The sequence below is a fragment of the Exiguobacterium sp. s26 genome (assembly GCF_018618235.1).
In the GTDB taxonomy this organism is placed as follows: domain Bacteria; phylum Bacillota; class Bacilli; order Exiguobacteriales; family Exiguobacteriaceae; genus Exiguobacterium; species Exiguobacterium chiriqhucha.
This window is the reverse complement of sequence record NZ_JACSLS010000001.1, coordinates 373,225-397,903: the sequence shown is the minus strand read 5'-3', so window position 1 is coordinate 397,903 and position 24,679 is coordinate 373,225. Positions and strand designations below refer to the sequence as shown.

24 protein-coding genes and 1 riboswitch are annotated in these 24,679 nt (G+C 53.1%); of the genes, 7 read left to right on the top strand and 17 right to left on the bottom strand.

All coding sequences use genetic code 11. The features are described 5' to 3' along the window. Positions 1-39: 39 nt before the first annotated feature. A complete protein-coding gene (locus KNP82_RS01975; RefSeq protein ID WP_051627705.1) occupies positions 40-1,230 on the bottom strand; it encodes an MDR family MFS transporter in 1,191 nt (396 codons plus the stop codon). A gap of 176 nt (positions 1,231-1,406) precedes the next feature. Between KNP82_RS01975 and mnmL the strand changes: the two genes are divergently transcribed. Continuing rightward, complete coding sequence (gene mnmL / locus KNP82_RS01970) at positions 1,407-2,384, top strand: tRNA modification radical SAM protein MnmL/YtqA (RefSeq protein WP_131471315.1); 978 nt, start codon at positions 1,407-1,409, stop codon at positions 2,382-2,384. Next, entirely contained in the window at positions 2,338-2,910 is a 573-nt protein-coding gene (mnmM, locus tag KNP82_RS01965; RefSeq protein ID WP_029595142.1) for a tRNA 5-(aminomethyl)-2-thiouridylate-methyltransferase MnmM, read from the top strand. Before mnmL ends, mnmM begins: the two co-directional genes overlap by 47 nt. Positions 2,911-2,940: 30 nt before the next feature. Here the strand turns inward: mnmM and KNP82_RS01960 are convergent, their stop codons facing one another. Further along, positions 2,941-3,657 carry an alpha/beta fold hydrolase gene (locus KNP82_RS01960; protein WP_021065554.1) on the bottom strand — a complete coding sequence of 239 codons (717 nt, stop codon included), beginning with the start codon at positions 3,655-3,657 and terminating at the stop codon, positions 2,941-2,943. An 89-nt stretch (positions 3,658-3,746) separates the two neighbouring features. Further along, the gene (locus KNP82_RS01955) at positions 3,747-4,217 is read right to left on the bottom strand and encodes a GNAT family N-acetyltransferase (protein ID WP_029595141.1); all 471 of its coding nucleotides are present in this window, start codon (positions 4,215-4,217) and stop codon (positions 3,747-3,749) included. A 164-nt stretch (positions 4,218-4,381) separates the two neighbouring features. Between KNP82_RS01955 and KNP82_RS01950 the strand changes: the two genes are divergently transcribed. Continuing rightward, the gene (locus KNP82_RS01950) at positions 4,382-4,879 is read left to right on the top strand and encodes a hypothetical protein (protein WP_029595140.1); all 498 of its coding nucleotides are present in this window, start codon (positions 4,382-4,384) and stop codon (positions 4,877-4,879) included. A gap of 39 nt (positions 4,880-4,918) precedes the next feature. Here the strand turns inward: KNP82_RS01950 and metK are convergent, their stop codons facing one another. After that, positions 4,919-6,127: a methionine adenosyltransferase gene (gene metK, locus KNP82_RS01945; protein ID WP_021065551.1), complete on the bottom strand. Its 1,209-nt coding sequence runs from the start codon at positions 6,125-6,127 to the stop codon at positions 4,919-4,921. 132 nt (positions 6,128-6,259) lie between these two features. Further along, positions 6,260-6,379, bottom strand: a riboswitch (SAM riboswitch). Positions 6,380-6,694: 315 nt separating this feature from the next. Here metK and pckA point away from each other — a divergent pair. Next, on the top strand, positions 6,695-8,266 hold the full coding sequence (pckA, locus tag KNP82_RS01940) for a phosphoenolpyruvate carboxykinase (ATP) (protein ID WP_029595139.1): 1,572 nt from the start codon (positions 6,695-6,697) through the stop codon (positions 8,264-8,266). Positions 8,267-8,301: 35 nt separating this feature from the next. On the opposite strand, the gene KNP82_RS01935 is transcribed toward pckA, so the two are convergent. From KNP82_RS01935 to KNP82_RS01880, 12 genes are all read right to left on the bottom strand, one after another. Then, positions 8,302-9,057, bottom strand: a complete 756-nt coding sequence (locus KNP82_RS01935) for an alpha/beta hydrolase family protein (protein ID WP_021065549.1) — start codon at positions 9,055-9,057, stop codon at positions 8,302-8,304. Then, positions 9,038-9,511 (bottom strand): RNA deprotection pyrophosphohydrolase, encoded by a 474-nt coding sequence (gene ytkD, locus KNP82_RS01930; protein ID WP_021065548.1) that lies wholly within the window; start codon positions 9,509-9,511, stop codon positions 9,038-9,040. Before ytkD ends, KNP82_RS01935 begins: the two co-directional genes overlap by 20 nt. A gap of 98 nt (positions 9,512-9,609) precedes the next feature. Further along, entirely contained in the window at positions 9,610-10,962 is a 1,353-nt protein-coding gene (locus KNP82_RS01925) for a glucose-6-phosphate isomerase (RefSeq protein WP_029595138.1), read from the bottom strand. A gap of 106 nt (positions 10,963-11,068) precedes the next feature. Continuing rightward, complete coding sequence (locus tag KNP82_RS01920) at positions 11,069-12,232, bottom strand: iron-containing alcohol dehydrogenase (RefSeq protein ID WP_029595137.1); 1,164 nt, start codon at positions 12,230-12,232, stop codon at positions 11,069-11,071. Positions 12,233-12,300: 68 nt separating this feature from the next. Further along, positions 12,301-13,299: a Gfo/Idh/MocA family protein gene (locus tag KNP82_RS01915; protein WP_021065545.1), complete on the bottom strand. Its 999-nt coding sequence runs from the start codon at positions 13,297-13,299 to the stop codon at positions 12,301-12,303. A 94-nt stretch (positions 13,300-13,393) separates the two neighbouring features. Continuing rightward, positions 13,394-13,786: a S1 domain-containing post-transcriptional regulator GSP13 gene (gene yugI / locus KNP82_RS01910; RefSeq protein WP_016509788.1), complete on the bottom strand. Its 393-nt coding sequence runs from the start codon at positions 13,784-13,786 to the stop codon at positions 13,394-13,396. A 194-nt stretch (positions 13,787-13,980) separates the two neighbouring features. Beyond that, positions 13,981-15,225, bottom strand: coding sequence for a lysine N(6)-hydroxylase/L-ornithine N(5)-oxygenase family protein (locus KNP82_RS01905; protein ID WP_214826876.1), 1,245 nt, complete (start codon positions 15,223-15,225; stop codon positions 13,981-13,983). 58 nt (positions 15,226-15,283) lie between these two features. Then, entirely contained in the window at positions 15,284-16,471 is a 1,188-nt protein-coding gene (locus KNP82_RS01900) for an aminotransferase (RefSeq protein ID WP_214826872.1), read from the bottom strand. Continuing rightward, complete coding sequence (locus KNP82_RS01895; RefSeq protein WP_021065542.1) at positions 16,468-16,962, bottom strand: Lrp/AsnC family transcriptional regulator; 495 nt, start codon at positions 16,960-16,962, stop codon at positions 16,468-16,470. The genes KNP82_RS01900 and KNP82_RS01895 overlap by 4 nt, the downstream gene beginning before the upstream one ends. A 3-nt stretch (positions 16,963-16,965) precedes the next feature. Continuing rightward, entirely contained in the window at positions 16,966-17,766 is an 801-nt protein-coding gene (locus KNP82_RS01890) for a glycosyltransferase family 2 protein (RefSeq protein WP_021065541.1), read from the bottom strand. Continuing rightward, positions 17,763-18,011, bottom strand: coding sequence for a NifU N-terminal domain-containing protein (locus KNP82_RS01885; RefSeq protein ID WP_021065540.1), 249 nt, complete (start codon positions 18,009-18,011; stop codon positions 17,763-17,765). Before KNP82_RS01885 ends, KNP82_RS01890 begins: the two co-directional genes overlap by 4 nt. Positions 18,012-18,023: 12 nt before the next feature. Then, a complete protein-coding gene (locus KNP82_RS01880; protein WP_021065539.1) occupies positions 18,024-18,257 on the bottom strand; it encodes a DUF1871 family protein in 234 nt (77 codons plus the stop codon). 509 nt (positions 18,258-18,766) lie between these two features. Here KNP82_RS01880 and KNP82_RS01875 point away from each other — a divergent pair. The 3 genes from KNP82_RS01875 to KNP82_RS01865 are packed head-to-tail and all read left to right on the top strand — an operon-like array spanning position 18,767 to position 22,567. Further along, the gene (locus KNP82_RS01875) at positions 18,767-21,034 is read left to right on the top strand and encodes a ribonucleoside-diphosphate reductase subunit alpha (RefSeq protein ID WP_214826869.1); all 2,268 of its coding nucleotides are present in this window, start codon (positions 18,767-18,769) and stop codon (positions 21,032-21,034) included. Positions 21,035-21,063: 29 nt separating this feature from the next. After that, on the top strand, positions 21,064-21,570 hold the full coding sequence (locus tag KNP82_RS01870) for a flavodoxin domain-containing protein (RefSeq protein ID WP_021065537.1): 507 nt from the start codon (positions 21,064-21,066) through the stop codon (positions 21,568-21,570). Beyond that, entirely contained in the window at positions 21,527-22,567 is a 1,041-nt protein-coding gene (locus KNP82_RS01865; RefSeq protein ID WP_021065536.1) for a ribonucleotide-diphosphate reductase subunit beta, read from the top strand. The genes KNP82_RS01870 and KNP82_RS01865 overlap by 44 nt, the downstream gene beginning before the upstream one ends. 54 nt (positions 22,568-22,621) lie before the next feature. Here the strand turns inward: KNP82_RS01865 and KNP82_RS01860 are convergent, their stop codons facing one another. Continuing rightward, the gene (locus KNP82_RS01860) at positions 22,622-24,565 is read right to left on the bottom strand and encodes an N-acetylmuramoyl-L-alanine amidase (RefSeq protein WP_214826866.1); all 1,944 of its coding nucleotides are present in this window, start codon (positions 24,563-24,565) and stop codon (positions 22,622-22,624) included. Between the last annotated feature and the right edge of the window lie 114 nt (positions 24,566-24,679).

Here is a 24,679-nt window from a genome sequence, read left to right as displayed (position 1 = left end):
ATCTCACTCGTTCATTTTAGCCCAATCTGTTTTAGAGCGTCAACTTGATTTTTCAGGTACTCGGATGTCCTTCATGAAAATGAAGAACGCGAGCGCGATGGCCGTGAGCAAGAATAGCATTGTAAAGACGGCACCGATGCCGAATACGTCATAGACGAGACCCGACACGGTCGGACCGATCATCCGACCGACCGAGGCTGCGATATTGACGAGTCCTTGGAACTGACCTGCTTTCCCCGGCGGTGCGAGTTTCGCGGCAATCGTCGGAACGGCCGGCCAAATGAACATCTCCCCGATCGTCATGACGATCATCGCGACCATGAACATCGTGAAGCCCCCCGCGAACGGGACGACCGCGAAGGCAGCGAGGAAAATGACGGCGCCGACGATGAGTTGCTTCTTCAAATCATCTTCAAAGTAACGAAGCGCCCGGTTGAGGAGCGGTTGAGCGAACACGATCAAAGCTCCGTTCACCGTCCAAAGGAGTGAATATTGGCTGATTGTCACGCCAAGGTCTTTCGAATGGACGGCGATTGTCCCTTGCCACTGCACGTAAACGAACCAAAGGGCCGCGTAACCGATGGCAACGAACCACATCGATTTCATCGTCGCACTCGATAACGTCGTCGCCGCAGCCTCAAGCTGCGACTGGACGACCGGACGTGCCGGGTCTTTCAAATAACGGAGCCCGAATAAGAGGACGACGACGAATAAGACCGATAAGAAGAAGTTGGCGTAGAAAATCAACTCGATATCGATGCGCGCAATCTGTCCGCTCATCGCTGTCCCGAGGGCGACCCCGACGTTTTGAGCGACGTAAATCGCGTTGAACGAACGGCGTCCGCCTTCCGGCCAAATCAAGCCGGCAAAGGCGTATACCGTCGGGAAGACGAGACCGCCGGAGAACCCGATTAAGCCGAGCCAGCCCAAGTAGCCGAGGAACGTGGCATGGAACAACAAGAACCCGAGCGAGCTCACGAGCAATAGGCCGACCGAGAGGATGAGCGTCCGCTTCCCGCCGATCCGGTCAAACAGCGTCCCCCCGATATAGTTCCCGGCAATGGCGAGGGCCGAGTTAACGAGCAACGCCATCCCTGCGAGCGTCATTGACTCGCCTAAATATCCATTTATATAGAGTGTGTTAAATGGCCATAAAAAAGACGCCGCCGTCGTATTGAGCGCCATCGCGATGACCAAAATCCATACCGAAATCGGCATTTTGTTGTTCATACCAGTTACTCCTTTCCTACCCGTTAAACGATAAAAATTCGGCACGACGGCCGAATCAAAAATAAGTCCTCCTCCAAGCTAACGGAACGCCTCATAACTGTCAAGAAAAATTACTTATTATGAAATAACGGTGACTTATCTTTGTGATAGCATGAGCAAAGAAGGAGAGGATATTCATGCAAAACCCGTTTGGCGAAGCCAAATATCACAAATTAAATGAAGCATATCGCCGCGAGTTCGGCGGAAAAGTGTTCAAAGTACCGCTCGACGGGGGCTTCACTTGTCCGAACCGGGACGGGCTCGTCTCGAAGGGCGGGTGTACGTTCTGCTCGGATGACGGAAGTGGCGACTTCGCAGGCAATGCCTGTGATCCGATTTCGGTCCAATTCGCCGAAGTGAAGGCGCGGCTGCACCGAAAATGGAAACACGCCAGTTACATCGCCTACTTCCAAGCGTTCAGCAACACGTATGCCCCCGTCTCCCGGCTCCGGGAATTATTCGAGCCCGCCCTTGAGGAGGACGGTGTCGTCGGTCTATCGATTGCGACCCGACCGGACTGTCTGCCAGACGACGTCGTCGACTATCTCGCCGAGTTGAATGAACGGACGTCACTCACGGTCGAACTCGGCCTGCAGACGATTCACGATGCGACGGCGAGGAAAATCAATCGTGGTCACGACTACAAGACGTTCTTGGAAGGACTCGACAAACTCCGGCGACGCCAAATCAGCGTCGTTGTCCATATCATCAACGGCCTGCCGGGCGAGACGACGGAGATGATGCTCGACACGGCGCGAGAAGTTGCTAAAATGGACGTACAAGGAATCAAGATCCATTTGCTCCACGTCTTGAAGCAGACCCCGCTCGCCAGACAATACGAAAAAGGACTGCTCGAGCTCATGGACGAGACGACTTACGTCTCGCTCGTCTGTGATCAATTGGAAGTATTACCGCCCGAGATGGTCATCCATCGTCTGACCGGTGACGGTCCACCCGATCTGTTGATCGGTCCGACGTGGAGTCGGCACAAGATGGCCGTCCTAAACGCCATCGATGCCGAATTAATGCGTCGTGATTCTTTCCAAGGAAAAAAGAAGGATGAGAGCCATGGGATTAATGAGAGTTTTACCGTTCGCGAAATACCTACTTCGTGAACATGTGACGCCAGGTGCCGTCGCCATCGATATGACGGCCGGCAACGGGCACGACACATTGTTTTTAGCCGAACTCGTCGAAGCGACGGGACATGTCTATGCGTTCGACGTTCAAGCCGCGGCGGTCGAGGCAACACGGACTCGTATCGAGGAGGCAACATTGACGGACCGTGTCACCGTCATTCATGATAGCCACGACACGGTCCGGGACATCGTGGCAGACGAGACACGCCCAATCACAGCGGCCGTGTTCAATCTCGGCTATTTACCGGGAAGCGACAAGTCGGTCACGACGACCGGCAATACGACCATCGACGCCCTCGAGCAACTGCTCGATGTCATGGCCGTCGGCGGCGTCATCGTCGTCGTCATCTATCACGGCCATGAGAGCGGCAAAGTCGAGCGCGATGAGGTGCTCGCATATGTCGAATCACTCGATCAAAAACGGGCCGGCGTCCTCCGTTACGGCTTTATCAATCAAATCAATCATCCCCCGTTCATCGTGGCGATTGAAAAACGAGAATAAAAACAGGCGACTCATGCGAGTCGCCTGTCTTCATTCTCGAATCAATTCATAAAACGTGATGAGCGTCTCCGCGAACTTCGTATTCAGTCGTTCATAGCCGAAGTGCGGGAACCCTTCAAGCCGGCGGATATACACTTGGTCGCCGCCGATTTTCCGGCAGACGTTGAGTGTCAATTTCACATCGGCGAAGCGATCGTCCGGTGCGTAGAAACAAGCGAGCGGCAGACGCGGCAGATGTTTCTTCTCTTCTTGATGCTCGACGATTTCCTCTTCGATTTCACGGTATTGACCGTACGTGATCTCCCCGAAGCGCGACGACTCTTCCCCGCCACCCATGAACGTCATCATGCCGAGCGGAAGGTCAGGACGGAAACGGTCGACCGCACTGGCCACGACTTGTTTCAGTCCGCCGATTTGGCGGGACGGATGCCAGTCGAACAGCGGTGAGATGTACGTCAGACTGCCGAGCGGCACGTCATATTCCTGGAGCAAGCGGTTCGTCAACAACGCCCCGAGACTGAACGCGATGACGTGAATCGGCAGCTTGTACTGACTCGCCTCACGTAACGTGTTCTTGATTAACAATTTATGGTCTTCCGCCGTCAAACCGACCGTCTGGCCGGTCACGACGAGGACTTCATACTCGTCCCGCAACCGTCCTAAAAACGCCTCACTCAAACGCGACGTGAACTGGAGCGGATACACGATCACGATGACCCCTTTTCGTGATTCTTCTTCATAAGCCATGCTGTCACCTCATTTTGTTATCACATATCTTTATACTAACAAAAAACATCAGCCGAGACTGATGTTTGGTTGAAAATCCGTCTAGGGTCTTAGCGCGGGTCGTACCGTAAATGAATCAGTTCCATCGGTTGATCGTATACTTCTTCTTGGATTCTATTCAGTTCGATGAACGCCTCATGACTCAAAAAAGCGATGGCTTGCTCGTTCGAGCTTTCGACGTACAGCTCGATCGGTTGGACTTTCCGTTCCCGTAGATGCGACAACAGTGCCGTCCCTAGGCCTTGGCGGTGATGAGCCGGATGAAGATAGAGACGGAGTACTTCCCATGTGTCCCCGCGGTCGATGGCGTGATAGAAGCCGATGACGTCGCCTTCGGCCTCACCGACAATGAACAACTGCTCTTTCGCTTCCTCGCTTGAACTGATGGCGCGGACGATCTCTTCTTGTTGATAGGCGCGTTCCATTACTTTCGAACGAACCTCGTCTCGTTCACTGACCGTCGCGAGCGCAATGTCGCGGATGGTGGCGGCATCTTCTGGCACGGCTTCTCGAATCTTCATAACGGCATCCCCCTTTTGGCCAATCTAGTAGTAACATTCCCCATCGGCAAAAAAATATCCTGCCCGTTCATTACTTTTTGATGTCGAAATGAAGGAAAACGTTATTTTCCATTTTGTGTCGGGTATAAGAGTATCAATGCCAACTTACAAAAAGGAGTGTTACCATGGAACCGAAACTACAACACGATCCACAAGTCGAGCAAGCCAATCATCCGAACCGTCAGTTTGAACAAACGAACACAGGAGGTCCAAAAATCACAGTCGTGACTGGGATGCTCCTCGGCGCCCTCGTCGGCGGCCTACTCGCCTTACTTAGTACGTCAAACCGTGAGAACACGAAACAATCGTTCTCGAGCGCGAAGTCATCGGTCGGCGGTCTCGTCGATACGGTCAAGCAAGACCCGGCCGGAACGGCGTCACAAGTCATCGGTCAAGTGAAAGCAGCGAGCGAGGTCATTCAAGACGTCGCGACCGACGTGCAAAACGTCTATGAAAAAGTCGCCGGTGAAGTCGACACGGTCAAACAAGACGTGAACAAAGTCGTCGGGACGGCGCAAGAAGCGAAATCGGATTTACAATCGATCGGCGAGAAAGTCGTCGAAGCGAAAGATACAGCACTTGGCAAAGAGAACTCAACAACTGAAGACAAGCCGCAAGCCTAAAAAAAACGACCTTTCGAGTGAAAGGTCGTTTTTCTATGCTTATGCGAAACGTTTCGCGCCTTCTTCGAGCACTGCCGCTTTGTCCGTTTGCTCCCATGGGAGTTCAACGTCTGTACGACCGAAGTGGCCGTAAGCTGCTGTCTGCTTGTAGATTGGGCGACGAAGGTCGAGCATCTTGATGATGCCGGCCGGACGGAGGTCGAAGTTCTCACGAATGAGTTCGACGAGCTCAGTCTCGCTCAATTTGCCTGTGCCGAACGTATCAACCGCGATCGATACCGGGTGAGCAACACCGATTGCGTAAGCAAGTTGAACTTCTGCTTTGTCAGCAAGTCCCGCTGCAACGAGGTTTTTCGCCACGTAACGAGCTGCATACGCTGCTGAACGGTCAACTTTGGTAGGATCTTTACCTGAGAACGCGCCGCCGCCGTGACGAGCGTATCCACCGTACGTATCGACGATGATTTTACGTCCTGTGAGGCCTGCATCCCCTTGTGGTCCACCGATTACGAAGCGGCCAGTCGGGTTGATGAAGTATTTCGTGTCCGCGTCGATGAGTTCAGCCGGGATGACTGCATCGATGACGTGCTCTTTCAAATCAGCTTGGATTTGCTCGAGCGTGATGTCTTCCGCGTGTTGTGTCGAGATGACGATTGTGTCGATGCGAACTGGGTTGTTCGCTTCGTCGTATTCGACTGTCACTTGTGTCTTACCGTCTGGGCGAAGGTAAGCGAGCGTGCCGTTCTTACGAACTTCTGCCAAACGACGTGACAATTTGTGAGCGAGTGAAATCGGGAGCGGCATGAGTTCCGGCGTCTCTTTTGTTGCGTAACCGAACATGAGACCTTGGTCACCAGCACCGATCGCATCGATTTCTTCTTCAGTCATTTGTCCTTCACGAGCTTCGAGCGCTTGGTCAACACCTTGCGCGATGTCTACCGATTGCTCATCGATCGATGTGAGGACAGCACAAGTCTCTGCATCGAAACCATATTTCGCACGTGTGTAGCCGATCTCACGAACAGTTTCACGAACAACTTTCGGGATATCCACGTAAGTTGATGTTGTGATTTCACCTGCTACGAGCACGAGACCTGTTGTGACAGACGTCTCAGCCGCAACGCGGGCGTTTGGATCTTCAGCTAAAATTGCATCCAAAATCGCATCTGAGATTTGGTCACAAATTTTATCCGGATGTCCTTCCGTGACGGACTCCGAAGTGAAAAGTCGACGGTTCAAGTTTGCCATTTCGAAAAACCTCCTATAATAAAGGGTGATGTGTGGACGGTACTCGTTCCCCTTACGCGTTGCTTTGGGACGGTAATGAAAAAAACCTCTCGCCATGTTCAAATGGGAAAGGTTGAATCGTTCTTCCTTACCCTCTTATCGTTCGAAGCTTACGCTTCGCTTCAGGATAGCACCTTTTCCGAATAACAATGAAAAATCGGACGGTTGCTGGGCTTCGTAGGGCCTTGTTCCCTCCACCGCTCAGAATAAGAGTATCCGTTACGAAGACCATCATATAAATGACACCCCGTTCTGTCAAGCGTATCGACCGAATTCGTCAAACTTTTCACAAACGGTCAAATAGTTATGTTTGTGAAATATCAAACATTTTTTTGTCCGTTTTGGTTTTTGTACTATGACCTGGTACAGAATATGTTAGAATGACAATGTAAGAAAGCGCTTACTTTAAAGGGTAAAAAATGCTTGTTTTTGATTAGTATGTCACATATAATAAAAACGTCATACTGATTAAACGCGGAAGTATGCGGATTTCATCCACATCTATTTAGGGGAAAGGTGGGATTCAGGATGGCGACAACGCTCCTGAAAATCGAAGAATTAATTAAAGGTGCCGACATGATGCGGAACTTGACGGTTCCAGAACTGGTGGAAGAAGCCATTCGCAACGGTGAGGGCGTACTGACGAAAGACGGGGCTTTATCGGTCAGTACCGGGAAATTCACAGGACGGTCACCGAAAGACAAATTCGTCGTGCAAGATGAAGTCAGCAATCATTTAGTAGACTGGGGTCCAGTCAACCAACCGATCGCGGAAGAGAAGTTCACCGCGCTACTCGACAAAGTGTTGACGCACCTCGAAACGAAAGACAAGCTCTATTATCTCGAGGCTTCTGCGGGGGCAGACGAGCACTATACGCTCCCGGTCCGTGCCATCACGGAATACGCGTGGCACAATTTGTTCGCCAAACAGTTGTTCTTGCGTGAATGGCCGACGAAAGGTGCCTTCGAGCCCTTCACGGTCATCTATGCACCGAGTTATAAGGCCGATCCAGTCATCGACGGGACGAACTCCGAAACGTTCATTCTCGTCTCATTCGCCAAGCGGACCATTCTGATCGGGGGAACAGAATACGGCGGTGAGATTAAAAAATCGATTTTCTCGGTCATGAACTTCTTGTTGCCGGAACAACATGTGTTATCGATGCACTGCTCGGCGAACGTATCGGACGCCGGCGAGACGGCCCTTTTCTTCGGTCTATCGGGAACTGGGAAGACGACACTGTCGGCCGACCCGGAACGCCATTTGATTGGGGATGACGAGCACGGTTGGTCACCCGACGGCGTCTTCAATATCGAGGGCGGTTGCTACGCGAAGACGATCAATTTGTCGCGCGAGAACGAGCCGGAAATCTACGATGCCATCCGTTTCGGCTCATTGATTGAGAACGTCGTCTTAGACGAGAACCGGGCACCGGATTATAAGAATATCTCGCTCACCGAGAACACACGGGCCGCCTATCCGATTCAATTCATCGATAACGCGATGCTTCCGTCACGGGCCGGTCATCCGAACACGATCGTCTTCTTGACGGCCGATGCATACGGGGTATTGCCTCCAATCAGCAAATTGACGAAAGAGCAGGCGATGTACCACTTCTTGTCAGGGTATACGTCAAAACTCGCCGGCACGGAGCGCGGCGTCACTGAACCACAGGCGACGTTCTCGACCTGCTTCGGGTCACCGTTCCTGCCGCTCGCACCGGAACGCTATGCGGACATGCTCGGTACGCTGATTGAGAAGCACGACGTCGACGTCTATCTCGTCAACACGGGTTGGACCGGCGGCGCGTACGGAGAAGGATCACGGATGAAGCTCGCCTATACACGGGCGATGGTGAACGCGGCGGTCAACGGCAAATTGCGTGACGTCGAGACGACGCGCCACGACATTTTCAATGTCGAGATTCCACGCCACATTGACGGCGTGCCAGGCGACGTGCTCAATCCGCGGGACACATGGAAAGACGGAGCGCGCTACGATGCCGAAGCAACGGCGCTCGCCCGGAAGTTCCAGGACAATTTCAAACGATTCACGAAAGCGAGTGAGGCGGTCGTTGCGGCCGGACCAATCATCGTATAACGAAAAATGAGACGACTGCCGAATCGGCAATCGTCTCATTTTTTTGAGTTGGCGAGCATCCATTCCATCGCCGCATCGGTCGTCTTCCATTTTTCCCAAAACGGGAGTTGATGGGCGAAGGGGACGACCCAAAGTTCGGCCCGCTCCCCCATCCGTTCCGCGACCGCCGTCGCATGGCGGAGGCGGACTTGTTCATCATCGGTGCCGTGAATCAACAACGTCGGTGCATCCCATTCCTTGTAGAGCGGCGAGCGCTCAACATAAGCGGCACGGGCCGCTTCCGGGTCGCCCCCGGTCATACGGCGCAACATCTTCCGCATCGAACGCTGTTCTTCATATGTCCACTCGAGATTGGTCACACCCGCCCATGACGTGACGGACGTGAGCGGTCGTTCCGCGGCGAGCGACAACGCCATCATGCCCCCGCGCGAGAAACCAAGGGCATGAATGAACGTATCCGTTCGACGGACGCGATCGTAGAGAGACAGGACGTCCTCTAGATCGGCGCCGCCGAAGTCCTCTTTCCCGCTCCCGCCATGGTTACCCCGGTAAACGGGCGCCACGACGTGAAAACCTTTGGCAGCGAACTGCATCAACCGGGGCAAACGCACATCCCCGATGCGTCCTGTTCCGCCGCGCAGATAGAACAGGACGTGTCCGTTCGGCCGTTTCGGTGTGATCGTATAGGCGACGACGTCCTCACCGTCACGCGTCGCATACCAGCCACGATGGACCGGATAACCGGCGTACGGCGGCAGGACCTCGACCTTGTCAAACCAATTGTTTTTCATAGAGCACCTTCATCGTTTCCGGGAGCACCCGGTCTTTCATCATGAAGCTGTACCGATTGTTCCGGAGCAGATTCGTCGGCAATTCCTTCATAAGGACGGCCCCATCGGTCTCGTCGACCGCCGGATGATCGTCGAAACGTTCGATTTCGGCGAAATAAATATTTTTAATGACCGTGTCGCCGCGCCCGAGCACGCGATATTGGCCGAGATAATGGAGCGTCTTCACGACACCACCCGTCTCTTCATACACTTCCCGAATCGCGGCGTCATCCTCGTGTTCGCCGGGTTCGACTTTCCCACCCGGAAACTCGAGTCCGCGCTGCTTGTGCTTCGTCAGCACCCATTGATTTTCAAAGCGAGCGACGACCCAGACGTGGAGCGGTGTATCCGAAAATGGATAGTGCGCAAAGCTCAACTCGACTTTATTGTGATAGTAGTCCGTGAATGTCAACATAGTCCATCCCTTTCTTTCCCCTGTCTACTCTCACTTTACCTTGTCTTCCACTAGTTTCAAACAAAAAAATAGGCCCGCCGGAGCGGACCTACTCAAAATTATTGGTTCAAGCGCTTTTCAAGCTCAGCTTTTTGCTCTTCGTAACCTGGTTTTCCAAGCAACGCGAACATGTTCGCTTTATACGCTTCAACGCCTGGTTGGTTGAACGGATTCACTCCGAGGATGTATCCGCTCATCGCGCATGCCTTCTCGAAGAAGTAGAACAAGTAACCGAGGTGGTACGGCGTCATCTCTGGCAATTCGACGACGAGGTTCGGGACTTCTCCGTCCGTGTGGGCGAGGAGTGTTCCTTCAGCTGCCTTGTCGTTGACGAATTGAATCGTCTCACCAGCGAGGAAGTTCAAGCCATCGAGGTCTTGTGAATCTTCCGGCACGTTCATCGCGTGACGGACGTTCGTGACACGGATAACCGTCTCGAACAAGTCACGACGACCTTCCTGAATGTATTGTCCCATCGAGTGGAGATCCGTCGAGAAGTCGACTGCCGCCGGGAAAATCCCTTTGTTGTCTTTCCCTTCTGACTCGCCATAAAGCTGTTTCCACCACTCCGATACGTAATGCAAGGCTGGTTCGTAGTTGACGAGCAACTCGATCGACTTGCCTTTCGCATATAAAGCGTTACGGACGACCGCGTACTGATACGCTTCGTTGTCCGCCAAGTTCGGAGACGAGTAAGCCGTTTGGGCATCGCGTGCACCTTCCATGAGGGCGTCGATGTCGATGCCTGCTGCCGCGATCGGAAGGAGTCCGACCGGTGTGAGCACCGAGAAGCGACCTCCTACGTCATCTGGAATCACGAACGTCTCGTAGCCTTCTGCATCCGCGAGCGTCTTCAAGGCGCCACGGGCACGGTCTGTCGTCGCATAAATACGTTCACGTGCGCCATCTTGACCATACTTGTCTTCCATGAACTGTTTGAGGACACGGAACGCGATGGCCGGTTCAGTCGTCGTTCCCGATTTCGAGATGACGTTGACTGAGACGTCCTTGCCTTCGAGCACTTGGAGCAACTCCGTCAAGTATGTCGACGAGATGTTGTGGCCGGCGAAGAAGACTTGTGGTGCGTTGCGTTCTTCCTTAGATAACACGTTGAAGAATGAATGTTGGAGCATCTCGATTGCCGCGCGTGCGCCGAGGTATGATCCACCGATTCCGACGACGACGAGGACGTCCGAATTTTCACGGATTCGTTCCGCAGCCGCTTTGATGCGAGCAAACTCATCCGTATCGTAGTTTGTTGGAAGGTCGACCCACCCAAGGAAATCGCTACCTGCCCCACTGCGGTCATGAATGACCGAATGCATTGCTTTCACGGTTTCTTGCAATTGATCGACTTCATGTTCCCCGACGAAAGACAGGGCGTTTGAATAATCGAAACGTACTGTTGACATGTCATTTCCTCCTTTAAATCGCTCATTGAAGAGCCATACATGACCCATCATAAACGGAAACGTCGGATTCGTTCAATCATTATTGCAAAATAGGCATGAAATCGCCTTATTTGCTCAGTTCAAGAATCGCTGCGACGTCTTCACGTTCGAGCGTACGGAAGCGACCGAATGCGCCTCGTTTCATCGCCGAGTCGAGGATGGCGTCAAATGTCGATTCATCGATGTCATAGTCACGGAGTGAGCTTGGTGCACCGAGCTCGTCGAAGAAGGCGCGGACAGCTGCAATCGTCCGTTTCGCCGTCTCAAGATCGTTACCGGCCGGTTCAACGTTGAACACTTCCGTCCCGAGGCGTGCAAATCGAGCGGCGTTGTCTTCTTCAAGCACATGCTCCATCCAGCGCGGGAACAAGATTGCGAGTCCGCCTGCGTGTGGGATGTCATGGACAGCCGAGACCGCATGCTCGATGTTGTGTGACGCCCAGTCGCCCGAGGCGCCCATTTGGAGCACTCCGTTCAAGGCGATCGTTCCGGCGAACAAGATGATGGCGCGCAAGTCGACGTTCTCCAAGTCATTGACGAGTTTCGGTGCCGATTCGACGACCGCTTTCAACACGCCTTCCGTCATACGCTCTTGGACCGGCGCATGGTTCGGGTGGAAGTATTGCTCGAAACAATGACTCATCATATCGACGATGCCGTAAATCGTTTGATCTTTCGGTACCGATACCGTATAACGCGGATCGAGAATCGAGAACGTCGGATAGACAAGCGGGTGGCCCCAACCGTACTTCTCTTGCGTCTCCCAGTTCGTGATGACCGAGCCCGAGTTCATTTCAGAGCCAGTCGCTGCGAGCGTGAGCACCGTACCGAACGGGACCGCTTCTGTCGGGATGTGGTCGCGAAGCACGATATCCCAAGCGTCGCCTTCATACGGGATGGCCGCCGAGATGAGTTTCGTACAATCGATGACCGAACCACCGCCGACCGCGAGCAACGCGTCGATGTTCTCTTCGCGTGCTTGTTTGACCGCGCGACGTACCGTCTCGATGCGCGGGTTCGGCTCGACGCCTGAGAAGTCGACGTAGTCGATCCCAGCATTGTTTAACTCGGCCACGACTTCTTCGTACGTGCCGTTCTTTTTGATGCTCCCGCCTCCATAGACGAGCATCACTTTCTTGGCGTCAAGCGCCTGTAACTCGCTCGCGAGTTTTTCGATTTGATGAGTCCCGAAAATAAGTTTCGTCGGGTTTTTGTATTCAAAGTTGTGCATAATTCATCCTCCTTCGAAAATATGTAACACCTACACTATATACCCTGTTTTTTGTGATTGAAAAGCAATCAGGCCTGAGCGTAGATGCGGTCGATGATTGTATGGAGCGTCACCGCCTGTTCCGCTTGCTGGTACGACGGCTCCTGACGACACGCCTCGAGAAACGTGTGAATCTGTCTCGCATACGGGTCTTCGAGCGCGAGGTGAGCCGGTGTCTTATCGAACAACGCCCCGTGCTCTTCCGTATGGATGACGAGTGGGAACAGCGACGCGCCACCGTTCGTTCCACGCAGTTCGACCCGCATCGTGTCCGCCGCGTCGACGTTGGCCATGAAACTCGCGTCTAAGAACAAGGATGCCCCATTATCGAACGTGACCATCGCCCGCGCCGTGTCTTCGACCGAAAACGCGTCCGCGTCCCAATCGCCCATCAGCCCGACACCAGGTCGTGTTCCGAGATATTGACCGACGTGACCGACCACATCGACCGGCTTCGGATAATCCATCAAATAGAGGGCAAGGTCGAGCATATGTACCCCGATATCGAGCAGTGCGCCGCCGCCCTGCAACTCTTTATTCGTGAACACGCCCCATCCCGGGATGCCACGGCGCCGAAGGGCGAGCGCGGTCGCGGCATAGATGTGTCCGAGTTCACCCGCCTCGATCATCCGCTTCAATAGTTGGGTATCCGACCGATGCCGGTAATGGAAGCCATAATGAAGGGTTCGCTCAGCTCGTCTGGCCGCTTCTAGCATCTCGTTCGCCTCGTAAGCCGAGATGGCCGGCGGTTTCTCGCAGAGGACGTGACAGCCGGCCTCGAGTGCGGCAATGACTTGTTGTTTATGTAAGGCGTTCGGTGTACAGATGCTGACCGCATCGAGTGTCTCTTCGGCGAGCATCTCCTCGACCGTCTCGTACACCCGTTCGATTCCGAACTGCTTCGCCACCGCCTCCCCGCGTTCGCGTGTCCGATTCATAACGGCGACGACGTCTGCGCCTGCTGCGATGTATTGCGGGATATGGGCGGTCTTGGCAATCCCGCCCGTACCGATGATTCCGATTTTCATGGTCCTCACTCCTTTTCTGTACTGTTCGTGAACGTGTGGGACATTTCCTGTACAAAAAAAAGACGACCTGCACAAGGCAGGTCGTCTCAATCACTTACTTTTTGAAGTTCGTGTTTTTGATCCAGTCTTCGAGCTTGTCCTTGAGGACAGTGAAGCCTGGTGCTTCTTCTTGCTTGAAGTTTGAAGCTTCGTTGCGGCGTGGTGCGCCACGACGAGCTGGCTTAGCCGACTTCTCGCGTTTTGGAGCTTCTTGTGTTGCTTTCATTGAAAGCTTGATTTTCTTAGATGCTTCATCAACATCAAGAATTTTCACTTCAACTTCTTGACCGACTTGAACGTACTCGTTCACGTCTTTCACGTAGTCGTGTGAGATTTCAGAGATGTGGACAAGACCTTGAGTCTCGTCGTCGAGTGCGACGAACGCACCGAAAGGTTGGATTCCTGTTACTTTACCTTTTAAAACTTGATCTTTTTCGTATTTTGCCATTACAAACACTCCTATGCTAAATTCATCAACTTACTATAACATACTTTTTTCGATAAAGTGTACAAATTAGTAAAAAAGATTATTTGGGATTGTTTTTGTGTTTCAAAGTCGACGGGTCGGGTAAATACAAATCAAGCAAGACTTCAAGTATTCCCCCCTGATTCCGCTAGGCTAACGCCTAGCCCTTTTTTTGTTCAAAAACTTGTAAACGGTTGCTGCGCGGCCACATCAAACACCGTTTCCCCCATCATTTCATTCAACATGATTGCGTTTCGATACACTGCCATCCCCAAATTCGTCGCTGCCGGACCGTGCGAATGTTCTAAATTCGTATGGGTAAATAAACTTCCCGCCAACGTCGTCTTCGTCGCAATCTGATAGCGATTGTTGACACGCCACTGCTGCTCCGCCTCCCATTCGATGTCGAACCGTTCGACCCATGTCGGGATGCGCGGTCGATATCCGGTCGCCGCTACGACCGCATCATATTCACCCGTAAACGATTGCCCCGTATATTGTTGCGTCCCTTCGACAGTATAAACGATTTCGTGTGCGATGTGCTCGATTTCAATCTGAGTGTACAGGTTCGTCGCTTGATCACTTCCGTCCGCCGTCCGATGATACAAAAATCCATAAATCGCCCGAAGCGTCTCAGGATTGACCCCGTTCCGGAACCGCTCGAACGCTTTCCCGAGCTGCTCCCGCTCCGCATAGGGCAATTGATTGAAATAGTCGACATACGGCAAGCTGAAAATTTCCTCGCCGAGCTTACCGCTCTCTAGTGATTCGAACACATCCGAGCGCGTCACCCAATCGATGCGTTGGCGCATTTTATCGGACCGGGTCAATAAGTCGAGATACACTTCAGCCGCGCTTTGACCGCTACCGATGATGACGATGCGATCGGTTTCAAGCAAGCGCTCCCGCTCCATCCGATACGAACTCGTATGGACGACATCTTGGAAGGCGTCCGGGACAAGCGGTTCTGCTCCCGTACCAATGACGACGTGACGTGACGACAGCACCGTTTCCCCATCCGGTGTCTCGACCGTGACGAGAAACCCATCCGCCGCCGGACGGACATCGGTGACCCGGTGTGAGAACTTGATCGTGTCGAGCGAGGCGGCGACCGATTGTAAATACCGGTTGAACTCCGTCCGGGGAATTGTCGGGCTCTCCTGGACGATGAATGTCTGCAAGCGGCCGTTCTGTTTCAAATAGTTCAAATAACTGTGACGGTTCGTCGGATCGGCAAGCGTCACGAGATCATATAAGTAATGCGTCTGCATCGTCGCCGACTCGAGCAGCATGCCTTCGTGCCACTTGAAGTCGTCCCGTTCCTCAAAACAGACACCCTTCAATGAAGTCGCTTCACTGAGCGCCATCAATCCGAGATTGTACGGCCCACAGCCGATTGCTACAAAATCCACTTGTTCCATTGGCTTCACCTCGCTCGTCTTTTCCCACCTATTATACCGCTAAAACGTAAACAGACCCTCATCGCTGAGAGTCTGTTGTTGTTGTCGTCACCTCGAACTGTTTCATAAACCGATCGATGCGACGAATCGCTTCTTGTAACTGTTCGACCGACGTCGCGTAACTGGCACGGACGAAACCTTCGCCACTCGCACCGAACGCGTTGCCCGGTACGACCGCGACCCGTTCCTCGAGCAAGAGACGCTCGGCGAACTCTTCGCTCGTCAAGCCCGTGTGACGGATTGACGGGAAGGCATAGAACGCGCCTCCCGGCACGTGCGTCGGTAATCCGGCGTCATTGAGGGCCTGGATGAAGTAGTTACGGCGCTGTCGATAGCTCTTCACCATCTTCGGTACATGTTGGTCGCGACTACGGAGCGCCTCGAGACCGCCGAATTGGACGAGTGTCGGGGCACACATCATGCCGTATTGATGGACTTTGAGCATTTCTCGCGTCACGACTTCCGGCGCGCATGTGAACCCGAGCCGCCAGCCCGTCATCGCGAACGCCTTCGAGAACCCGTTGACGACAACCGTCCGCTCGCGCATATCGTGGAGCGTCGCGAAACTCGTGAACGGCTCATCGTAAGACAGCTCGGCATAAATCTCATCGCTGACGACCCAGAGATCGTGTTTCGTCGCGAGTTCCGCAATTTCGGTGAGCTCTTCGCCCGTCATCGTGGCCCCGGTCGGATTCGATGGGAAACAGAGGAGCATCGCCTTCGTCCGTTCGGTGATGGCCGCCTCGACATCGTCCCGGTTCAAACGGAACCCGTTCTCCGGACGACAGGCGACAGGAACGACCGTCCCGCCAGCGAGTTCGATGAGCGGTCCGTATGAAACGAAGGCCGGCTCGACGACGATGACCTCGTCACCCGGGTTGAGGAGTGCCCGGAACGCGATATCGAGCGCTTGCGATGCGCCCGTTGTGACAATCAATTCCGTCGCCGGATCATACGTCGCCCCGAAGCGGTCCGTCATATAACTCGCGATTTCTTGTCGCAATTCGAGGAGTCCTGCGTTGGCGCTATAAGCCGTATAACCTTGCTCGAGCGCTGCATAGCTCGCCTCGCGCACATTCCATGGCGTGATGAAATCTGGCTCCCCCACCCCGAGAGAGACGACGTTTTCCATCGTTTGCGCCAAATCGAAGAAGCGGCGGATGCCGGACGGCTTCATCGAGACGACTTGTTGAGATAGTGACTTCATGGCGTGATGTTCAACCGTTTGTCTTCGACTTGTGGGGTGAACAAGATACCATCGTGTTTATACGTCTTCAGTTTGAAGTGCGTCGTCGTCGAGACGACCGAATCGAGCGGTGACAGTTTATCCGACACGAACGACGCGACGTCTTGGAGTGAGTTTGCCCGAATGACGACTTGCAAATCGTAAGCCCCTGACATTAAATAGAGCGCCGTCACTTCCGGGAAGCGATAAATCCGCTCGGCGACCTCGTCGAAGCCGCGGCCACGTTTCGGTGTGACTTTGACGTCGATGAACGCCGTGACGTCGTGCCGATTGATTTTTTGCCAGTTGACCATCGCCCGGAAACCGAGCAAAATTCCGTCCGCCTTGAACTTCTCGAGCATCGCCTCAACGGTCGCCTCGTCTGTCGCTAGCAAGTTCGCCAACAATTTCGTCTCGAGGTAGCCTTTCTCTTCGAGCAACTCGAGCAGTTCTAATTCTTTCGATGTGTACATAATTTATTCTCCTTCCGTTCTACCGGGGAACGCCCCTGTGAACGTTCTCTCTGTCTGTCTCACGTAGTCCCGTCGCTCGGCTTGAACGATATGGAAGTTTTTCATCTCCATATTGACGAGGCCGTGCTTGTGACAGAACCGATCAAAGTAACGACGACGCGTCTCATCTTGTTTGGCCGACAGATTGTCCGTGCCGTTGAACGCGTATAGCACGGTCGCGCGCGCGGGATGCCGAATCGTCCCGACTTCGCTGACACGTAGAATGAAATCCCAGTCCCAGTAGTTATAGACATCCTCGTCGAACGGTCCAATCGTCTCGTGGAGCTGTTTTCGATACAGCGTGCCGGACGGGATGAACGTCGAGTCTTGACGGAGTCGTTCCAAATCGAGGTCGTAGGCGAACGCTTCCCAGTCGGTGACGCGTCGGCGTCCGTCTTCCCATATGAAGCGGAACAGTTCCGCATCCGTGAAGACGAGGTCGGCCGCGCGGATGTCCTCGAGCGCCTGCTCGAGATGTGTCGGCATGAGCAGATCGTCATCGTCGAGCAACAAGACATACTCGCCGTTCGCCTCTTGCACGCCGAGATTGCGGGCTTTGACGTGATGGTTCTCGCCAAGTTCGATATAACGAATCGACAATCGATTCAAAAAAGGCGCCAAAAGATGCTGTTTTGGCGGCCCGTCATTATTGATTACAAGTACTTCGAACTGTTGAAACGTCTGGACGACCAGGCTTTCCAGCAGTTCGGTCAGTTCTGTCTCCCGTGAATAGACCGGGATGACGATGGAAACGAGCGGGTTCATCCGCGGTAAGCAGTTTCGACGTGTGGCAAGATTGTTTCCCAGCTCACGCCATTCTCTTTTGATACCGTGACGAAATCGCCATAAGCGAATACGCTCTCCACGCCTTCGATGGCGACGAGTTTCGCGAGAAGCGGTTGGTCCGTCTCTTCGCCAGCTTTTACGCTTTGGCTTTTCGCGCCGAAGACGTTCTCAGGAAGTGTGATTTTCATTGCATTTGGATTCGGTGTTGGATCGATACGTAACATCGTGGTTCCCCCTTATAAGTGACAAGATTCTGAAGACGCGAGTAAGTGTGCCGCCATGGCCCGTGTTTCCGATTCGGTCGGACAGTCGCCGAACGCGTCTGTCAAAATCCGGCGAATCGTTTCATCCAACTCATCGATCGTGTCGATGTGGATGAGCGCCAAGGCGATATCATCAAACTCTGGTCCATACGACCCAAGCCCGTAACCGAGTGGGTCCCATGCTAATAATAAGTCTTCTGCTCTCATTTGTTAAACCCTTCTTTTTACCTTGATTTCAAATCGTACTCCCTCAATCTACCTCACTTTTCAATCCGATGCTAGTGAGCGTTCGAATTTCCCTCGTTTTCAAAAACAAGCGACCACTATATATAGTAATGAATCAACAGTGAAAAGAAGCAGGATTTTCTCAAAAAACAACGAAGGCGACTGCCGAATGAGGTCGTTCGCTTCTCGATTGACCGCTTACATAAAAATGAATGTGCTGTCGTTTAACCGTCGCTCAAACTTTTTTCTATCTCAAATCTCATCTCAAATCGGATGACAGCGCCGTTTTTGAGTAAAAGTAATTCAAGCGTCTGCAGTTTGCCGAATGTCAAGATTGCAAAACTAAATATAGGTGATTTATGATTAAAAAGAGAAGAAAACGTCAATATATAGTTAACGGATATTTATCACGTTCCGCTCACATTGACGTCGTATCGGACAAGTTCCGCTATACCTTTATAATATCTACATCCGAAGAAGGAGTGATCGTTTTGACATCCCCTATCCACCACGAGACGCTGTTGGCTGCGACGCCAACGCTCGCTGACGTCTCGCCATTGATCCAATCCCTTAAACAACGCTACCCACAACTCAGTGTTGAACGATATGAAGAACGGGCCGTTCGGGCGCTCGAAGGAAAGACACTGACACAAGATGTAGTATATGAACTCTTGACGATGCACGCCCTCGACATGTTGCAGGCAGAAGAGCCGGACTGGACGTTCGTTGCCACTGAGATGTACTTAAACCGCCTTTATTTAGAAGCGGCACGAAACCGTGGCTATGACGCCTCGATGCGTTACGGTGCGCTCTATCCGATGATTGAGACGCTCACGACAAAAGGCATCTTCACGTCGGCCCTACTCGATACGTACTCAAAAGAAGACATTGCCTACTTGGAGACGTTGATTGACCCGTCACGCGACCGCATGTTCACTTACATCGGTCTCCGGACGTTGTCGGACCGTTATCTCGGCCGTGACCATGTCAAGAACCTATACGAGTTACCGCAAGAGCGGTTCATGGTCATCGCCATGACGCTCATGCAAAAGGAGAACGCCGACCAGCGCGTCAAACTCGTCGAAGAAGCGTACTGGGCACTCTCGAACCTCTATATGACGGTTGCCACACCGACGCTCTCGAATGCCGGGAAATCGTACGGGCAGCTCAGCTCATGCTTCATCGATACGGTCGACGACTCACTCCGTGGCATCTACGATTCGAACACGGACGTGGCCACGCTCTCGAAAGGCGGCGGCGGGATCGGCGTCTATCTCGGCAAGATCCGCTCACGCGGCAGTGACATCAAAGGCTTCAAAGGTGTCTCGAGCGGCGCGCTCCCTTGGATGAAACAGTTGAACAACACGGCCGTCTCGGTCGACCAGCTCGGCATGCGCCAAGGCTCTATTGCCGTCTACCTCGACATTTGGCATAAGGACATCTTCGAGTTCCTCGATGCGAAATTGAATAACGGGGACGAGCGTCTCCGGACCCACGATTTGTTCACGGGCGTCTGTTTGCCAGACTTGTTCATGCGTACGGTCGAAGCCCGCGGTGACTGGCACTTGTTCGACCCGCACGAGATCCGGACGGTCATGGGCTTCAGCCTCGAAGACTTCTATGATGAGACAGAGAACGGCGGTTCATTCACGGAGAAATACATGGCGTGCGTCAATACGCCTGAACTGACTCGCGTCACGGTGCCGGCCATCGACCTCGTCAAACGGTACATGCGCTCACAGCTCGAGACAGGAACGCCTTACATGTTCTTCCGCGACGCCGTGAACCGTGCCAACCCGAACAAACACGCGGGCATGATTTACAGCTCGAACCTCTGCTCAGAGATCGCGCAAAACATGTCGCCGACGACAATCGATGAAGAGTACACGGAAGACGGAAAAATCGTCATCACGAAGACACCTGGTGACTTCGTCGTCTGTAACTTGAGCTCAATCGCCCTCGCCCGAGCCGTCAAATCGGACGTCCTCGAGCGACTCATCCCGATTCAAATGCGGATGCTCGACAACGTCATCGACTTGAACACGATCGAAGTGCCACAAGCGATGATCACGAACCAGAAATACCGCGCCGTCGGACTCGGCACGTTCGGCTGGCATCACTTGCTCGCACTTGAGGGCATCCGTTGGGAATCGGTCGATGCCGTCCAGTACGCGGAGAAGCTGTACGAGAAAATCGCCTACTTGACGATTCAAGCCTCGATGGAACTCGCCAAAGAAAAAGGCGCGTTCGGGGTCTTCGAAGGATCGGAATGGCACACGGGTGAGTACTTCAAGCGCCGCAACTACCGCTCACACGACGAACTCGATTGGGACGGTCTCGCCGCAGCGGTCCATCAAAACGGTGTCCGCAACGCCTATATGATGGCGGTCGCTCCGAACTCGTCGACGGCCATCATCGCTGGCAGCACCGCGTCAATCGACCCGGTCTATAAGAAGGTCTACTCGGAAGAGAAGAAAAACTATAAGATTCCGGTGACGGTCCCTGACCTCAACTCGGAGACGAACTGGTTCTATAAATCAGCGTTCGAAGTCGATCAACTCTGGAGCATCCGTCAAAACGCGGCGCGCCAGCGTCACATCGACCAAGCAATCAGCTTCAACCTGTACGTCAAAAACGACGTCAAAGCGACCGAACTCCTCTCGATGCACCTCGAGGCGTGGTCGCTCGGAATGAAATCAATCTACTACACGCGTTCGACGACTGTTGAAGTCGACGAATGTGAATCGTGTGCTTCATAACGTCACGTAACAGAAAGGTGGGAACGACCATGCACATCGCCATCGTCTATAGTTCCATGAGTGGGAATACAGAAGAAGTCGCCGAATTGATTCAGGAAAGCCACGTTAATCGGGGCGACCGCGTCGTCTTGTTCGAGGCGGACCGCATCGGCCATCGCGAAGCCCGATCGCTCGCCACGTACGACCTCGTCTATTTCGGATCGTACACGTGGGCCGACGGCGTCTTGCCGGACGAGATGAAAGACACGTTCCGGCTCGTCTTGAAAGAGCTCGACGTGCCGCTTCGCCAAGCCGCCGTATTCGGGACCGGGGACAAGATGTTCGTCCACTTCTGTCGAGCGGTCGATGAGATGGCGTACCACCTTTCGAAGTACGGGATCCCCCTCGCCGGTGAAACGTTGAAAATCGAGCAATCACCGCGCAATCAACCGTACAACGTCCGTCATTGGGCCGAACGGTTGGCTAGAAATGCCGAAGAAGGAGTATATGTCCATGAACATTCAAAAGATCAAACTACTGTCGCCCAAACATCCTAACCGGGCGACAGCCATTATCGGGGGCGAGACGAGTTCCATCGTGAATTGGAACGACATCGCCTATCCACAGTTTTATACCATCTATAAGCAACTGCTCTCGAACTTTTGGATCCCGGATGAGATTTCGATGTCCAAAGACATGCAGCAATGGCCACAGTTGACGGAGCGCGAGCAGGATGCCTTCAAACGCATCATCGGTCTGCTGTCAATCCTTGACTCGGTGCAGACGCGTTACATCCTCGAGTCATCAATGTTCTCATCCGACTCGTCGGTGCACGCCGTGCTCGCCGTCATCGCTCAGCAAGAAGTCGTTCATAACCAATCGTATAGCTACGTCCTCTCGAGCCTCGTCCCGCTCAGCGAACAAAATCGTATTTTCGATATCGCCAAGGACGACGAGATGGTCATGAAACGCAACCAATTCATCTTGGACTTATATGAGGACTTCCGCGCCGATCAAACGGCCGAGACGTTTGCCAAATCGCTCGTCGCCTCGATCATCCTCGAAGGCATCAACTTCTATTCCGGTTTCGCCTACTTCTATAACTTGGCGCGCCATCAGAAGATGGTCGGCACGTCGACGATGATCAGTTACATCCAGCGCGACGAGATGCAACATTCCTACTTCGTCAGCCAGTTGCTCCGGGCCGTCTTGACGGAAAATCCGGAGATTGACGCGGACGGTAGCTTCAGCCAGTTCGTCTACGACACGATGGCGGAAGCCGTCGACCTTGAAATCGAATGGTGTGAGTATGTGTTGCGTGACCTCGATGGACTCGACGTCAGCGAGATGCGCGACTACGTCAAATACCTCGCCAACAAGCGTCTCCGCGTCATCGGCTTGAACGATCTGTATGAAGGGTTCAATGAGGATGTCATGCCATGGATTCGCGCTTATTCAGATGATTCATTGAACGCGACCAAGTCAGACTTCTTCGAACAAAAATCACGTTCGTACGCGAAAGTCACCGACGCCAACGGCTTCGACGACCTGTAAGCACAAAATCCCCCGACTCACGATGAGTCGGGGGATTTTTATAATGAATGAAGCTTAATGATAGGCACGTACATATTGGGCAATTCCTTCTGCGACGCCTTCCGCCATCCGTTGACGCGAGGTGTTATTTCGTAAATGTGTGACGTCTTGCGGAGATGAGATGAAGCCAAGTTCGACGAGGGCCGATGGCATCGTATTATAACTGATGACATAATAGTTCGCCGTCTTGACGCCACGGTTCGTCATCCCGGACATTTTCCCCATCAGATTGGATTGGATATTCGTCGCCAGGACACGGCTCTTGGCGCTATGGGCCGAATAAGACGAATAGAATGTTTCGACCCCTTTGGCCGCAGGCGTCGTCGCTGCGTTTGTATGCAAGCTGACGAACAAGTTGCCGCGAAGTGTCTTAGCGGTCTGAACGCGTTGATCGAGCGTCAAATAGACGTCCGTCGAGCGCGTTAACCGGACTTGATATCCATATTTCGACCGAAGATACGTCTCGACCCGCTTCGTCACGTCGAGGACGATCGTCTTCTCATAAAGTGATCCATTGACCGCTCCCGGGTCACCGCCTCCATGTCCCGCATCGAGGACGATGACGGCGCCACTCGTTGCATTCGGTTTAAGCGTCATCGCGTAAGCCGTTGAGATGTAGCCATCGCGGCCATTGTACTTGATTTTATAGAAACCGTTCGCCGAACCGTAATGGTCGACTTGAGTCCCGTGCGTGAGGCGACCGAGAACCGCCGAGCTCGCCGAAGCGCTCGCCCGAACGTTCAACACGTCTCCTGGTGTATTCGTGTACACTTTCCCTTTCGGCGTGGCCGCAGGGGCGGCCGGGGCCTTTCCAGCCGTCAGCCAAGACGTTGGCGTATAGAACGTCTCCGTTCCGATATAGACGACCGACCAGCTCGAATTATGTTTACTGTAAGTCACGGTCGTATACTTCGGCAATACGCGAGCGACCGGTGAAGACTGAAGCGTTTTCTTGTAGAGGTTCGCATTCCGATTCGCATAGCCTTGTACTTTTTGAATGACCGGTGGCTTCGCTACCGGCGGTTTTGCTACCGGAGGCGCACCCGTCGTGATCCCAACTGTCGGCGTGTAGTACGTCTCGTTCCCGAGATAGACGACCGACCAGCTCGTGTTGTACTTGCTCGAGACGACCTTCGACTTAATCGGCAATACCTTCAACACCGTTGAACGTTGATTGCGCTGACCGAACAGCTTCAACTCACGGTTCGCGTAACCATTCGTTTTCACTACTGGCGGTTTTGTCGTCGCCGGAGGAGTGGCTGGCGCTCCCGACGTAATCCAAGCGGTCGGCGTGAAGAACGTCTCATTGCCGAGATAGACGATTGACCAGCTCGTATTGTACTTGCTCGAGACGACTTTCGACTTGACCGGAAGCACCTTCAATACGGTCGACCGTTGATTTCGTTCACCGAACAGCTTCAACGATCGGTTGGCATAACCATCCTCTTTCGTCACGGTCGGTGTCGAGGCGACGACTTTCGGGGCAATGTATGCTTTGGCCGCATAATACGTTTTGCCGCCGATATACACTTTTGCCCAAGACGAGTTGTGGACCGCATATTGGACGGTCGTGCCTTTTTTGAGCGTCCGATAGACAGTCGCTTTGCTATGGGCGGACACACGGATATTCAAGTTGACCGTGGTCACGCCTGTCGAAGTGGCCGCTTGCTTCGTTACGGTCGAAGATGGTGTAGCGATTCGCTTGATATACTGTGCTGAAGCATAATACGTACGACTGTTTAAATATATTTTGCTCCACTCTTTGTTATAAGTTCCATATTTTACTTTTGTTCCCTTTTTTAGCGTGTGAATCAATTTCCCGTTCGTGCTCGGTGTAGCGCGCACATTCAGATTGACAGTTGTTTCTCCTTCCAAAGTAGCCGCTTCAGCTGACGGTATTTGGATTGAAAACAACAAGACGATCATGATGAGGGCAAGTTTAAAAAGCTTCATATTCATCCAAAATATTCCTTTCTTCTACGCGCATCGCAACTGACAACACCTTCATAGTAGCACATTGCTTTTATTAAAAAAGTAAATATTTGAAAAAATTATGAATACTTTTTACAAAAA